We start from the raw sequence: 3,681 nt of genomic DNA, 5'->3' as shown, positions 1-3,681 counted from the left end.
TGATGAGTGATGTTTTATATTAAATTCACTAATTGCAAAGCAGTAATCCATCACCATATCATAAAATATATCTTTTAATGCTTCATAAGAAAAATCAACTATTTCTTTGCATCCTACTCTATCTTTTTTAAGTGCTCTACATTCTGTAGTTCCGTAATGATCTATTGTTTTTTGCATTATTTTTTTTGTGTAAGTTTTTGCTGGGTTTTCTTCTCCTACTTCGTCTCTACCTTTTGCGAAACTTGCACATATACATGCACCGTTTACTGCTCCACATAAGTTTCCAACAGCACATCCCCCACCAAGTCCGCTAGCTATTCTTATCGGTATATCAGTTCCAAATTCTTCGTTATATGCTTTTATAACTGATTCTGCACAGTTTAAACCTTCCATAAAGTAATCTGATGCTAATTTTTTTTCATCCATATTATATCCTCCAATTTTCTATCACTTTATATATTTTTATTGTTATTATCCTATAATACATTTTATCAAAAATTATTGGTTTTTGTTATATTTATTTTTATTCATTTTTATTTATTATAAGATTTTGATATCTACATTTGTATTACATTAAAAATAAATCTAAAAAAACATTGCTTCAATTTTGAAGCAATGTTTTATAGGTTTATTTTTATTTGGTTAATATGGTCAACTAATTTAAAATACTTTTTTTATAGTCTTTCAGCAACGTATTTTACTAAATCAACTGTTCTTGTTGAATAACCCCATTCATTATCATACCAAGATACAACTTTGAACATTTTGTCGCCTATTGCCATAGTTGATAATGCATCTATTATTGAAGATCTTGAATCTCCTCTAAAGTCTATTGATACTAGAGGTAAATCACAATATCCTAAAATTCCTTTTAACTCTCCTTCACTAGCTTCTTTTAAAGCAGCATTTACTTCTTCTATTGTTGCACCTTTTTTAAGTGTGCAAACTAAGTCTACTAGAGAAACTGTTGGTGTAGGAACTCTTACTGAGAATCCATTTAATTTTCCTTCTAATTGTGGTAAAACTTTTGCTACGGCTTTTGCAGCTCCTGTTGTTGTTGGGATCATCGATTCTGCTGCTGCTCTTGCCCTTCTTAAATCTTTATGGGTTTTATCTAATAATTGTTGGTCGTTTGTGTAAGCATGTATAGTAGTCATTAGACCTTCTTCTATACCGAATTTTTCATCTAATACTTTTGCAAATGGTGCTAAACAGTTAGTTGTACAAGAGGCATTTGATATAATATTGTGTTTTTCGTTGTCGTAGTCTTTTTCATTAACACCGATTACGACTGTAATATCTTCACCTTTAGCTGGTGCAGTTATTATAACTTTTTTTGCTCCTGCATCTATATGTTTTTGCGCACCTTCCCTATCTCTAAATTTACCAGTAGATTCGACAACTATATCTACTCCTAATTCTCCCCAAGGTATTTCTGCTGGGTCTGAATGTCTAAGTATTTTAACTTCATTTGAATTTATTAATAAAGTTTCGTCGTCTTTAACTTCTACATCACCTTGGAATATTCCATAGCAAGAATCATATTTAAATAAGTGAGCTAAAGTATTAGCATCTGCTCTAGCATTTATAGCAACTATCTCTACATCATTACCTAATCTTTCTTGTGCTATTCTAAGCACATTTCTTCCTATTCTACCAAAACCGTTTATTCCTACTTTTATCAACTTAATATCCCCCATTTCGTAAATTTTGTTTTCTTTGATTTTACCTGTTATAACAATTATTGTATACTATATATTTTATATGTGCAACACTTTTATTTATTTTTTCAAAAAACAGTATTCATTAATTTATTAACTTTTATATTAATCCAATATAACAATTAAATTTTTTCATAAAAATAGCCATCATAAGACAACTTTTCGTTGTAATATGACAGCTATTATCAATTGCTAACTAAAAATACTAATCCTATATACTATTAGCAATTTGTTTTGTGTTATACTGTTTAATTTATAACAATTAGTTTTCTTTTAATCTTACTTTTGCAGCATTGGCATGTGCATGTAGACCTTCATCTGTAGCCAATTTTACCGCTACAGGTCCTAGTGATTTTACTGCGTCTTTATTTAGTACTTGGTGAGTACAAGTTTTTATAAATGTTCCAACCCATACTCCACCTGTATACCTAGATGCTTTTAATGTCGGTAGAGTGTGGTTTGTTCCTGATACATAATCACCAAATACCTCTGCTGAATATCCTCCTATAAATAATGATCCATAATTTATAAGCTCATCTATTATGTCGTCGTTATTTGCTGTACTTATTTCTAAATGTTCTGGTGCATATTGATTTGATATTTCAACAGCCTCTTTTAAATTATCGACTAGTATAACTTCTCCGTTATTTTCCCATGAAGGCTTTGCTATATTTTTTGTAGGAAGTTCTTCTAACATTTGTTCTACTTTTTTCATTACTTCATTTGCAAACTTTTCACTAGTTGTAATTAATATTCCCCTCGCATTTAAGTCGTGTTCACATTGAGCAAGCACATCTGCTGCTATATATGTAGCGTTTGCTGTTTCATCTGCTATTATAAGAACTTCGCTAGGTCCTGCGACAAAATCTATCCCAACAGTTCCATAACATTGTCTTTTTGCCTCTGTGACGTATTTATTTCCCGGACCTACGATAATATCTACAGGTTTTATACTTTCTGTTCCATATGTAAAAGATGCAATCGCCTGAACACCACCAGTTGCATAAATTTCATCAGCACCTGCTATATCCATAGCGACAAGTGTCTTTGGATTTATCTTTGCAACATCCTTCATAGTCGGTGAACATGCGACCACTCGCTTTACTCCTGCAACCTTTGCCGGAATTATAAGCATAAGTGCAGTCGAAAACAATGAATATCCCCCACCTGGAACATATGCTAAACAAGACGAAACAGGTATATGCTTTTGACCTAATATAACGCCTGGATATATTTCCTTTTCAAAATCATTATTAAAACTTTCCTTTTGTAATTTTGCAAACTTTTCAATATTTTTTGCCGCAATTTTAATGTTATTTATAAATTCATCATCAACTTCTTTATAAGCCTCTTCAATCTCCTCTTTTGAAACCCTTATTATATTTCTATCATTATTGTCAAATTTTAAATTGTATTTTTTCAAAGCCTCGTCTTTGTTTATTTTTATATCTTCTATTATAGAAGATACCTGTTCTTTGACTATTTTTTCAGTTTCTACATTTTTGAATGTAGAGTTTTTTAATATCTTCATCATTTACCCCCTTATATCACGCTATATATATTTTGAATTTATTGGACTTTGTAATCCCTATACCTATACCTATACTTATACTTAATTATAATCTATCCAAGAAGATATATGTACCAAAATTTTACAAACACATCTTATGAAAACATACCTAAATTTACGTTATATAAAAAGAAGTAGTCAATCCAAAGTGAACTGATTACTATCTTTTTACAATAATTTTCATATTTTAAGTAAGATTACTTCTCTTTAGCTATTAGAGTTTTCATTTTTATCCATATCGAAAAAAAGAAATAGGAAGTGCATTATCATACACTTCCCATCTCAACAACTTATTTAAAATCTACTTTTAGCAAAGTATCCTTCACAGGCTAATTTATTAATTTATATTATAATTAAAACTTAAACATAATTATTTTATATGTTCAAATT

General features: G+C 30.0%; 3 protein-coding genes. All 3 read right to left on the bottom strand.

Translation table 11 applies throughout. The annotated features are described in order from the left end of the window. Positions 1-426 (bottom strand): C-GCAxxG-C-C family (seleno)protein (locus I4U58_RS13060; RefSeq protein WP_243269638.1); only part of this gene is annotated, 426 nt, incomplete at its 3' end. Positions 427-674: 248 nt separating this feature from the next. Then, positions 675-1,700, bottom strand: coding sequence for a type I glyceraldehyde-3-phosphate dehydrogenase (gap, locus tag I4U58_RS13055; protein ID WP_195931777.1), 1,026 nt, complete (start codon positions 1,698-1,700; stop codon positions 675-677). A gap of 283 nt (positions 1,701-1,983) precedes the next feature. Next, on the bottom strand, positions 1,984-3,252 hold the full coding sequence (gene hisD, locus I4U58_RS13050) for a histidinol dehydrogenase (RefSeq protein WP_195931776.1): 1,269 nt from the start codon (positions 3,250-3,252) through the stop codon (positions 1,984-1,986). Positions 3,253-3,681: the final 429 nt, after the last annotated feature.

It is taken from the genome of Clostridium sp. 1001270J_160509_D11, from assembly GCF_015667935.1.
Lineage (GTDB): Bacteria > Bacillota > Clostridia > Peptostreptococcales > Peptostreptococcaceae > Intestinibacter.
Note: the sequence above shows the minus strand (reverse complement) of the source record. Positions and strands in the feature narration are given on the sequence as shown.

Bases quoted from the DNA above. Each gene is read 5' to 3' on its own strand.
- gap (WP_195931777.1), bottom strand. From the start codon at position 1,700: ATGGGGGATATTAAGTTGATAAAAGTAGGAATAAACGGTTTTGGTAGA.
- hisD (WP_195931776.1), bottom strand. From the start codon at position 3,252: ATGAAGATATTAAAAAACTCTACATTCAAAAATGTAGAAACTGAAAAA.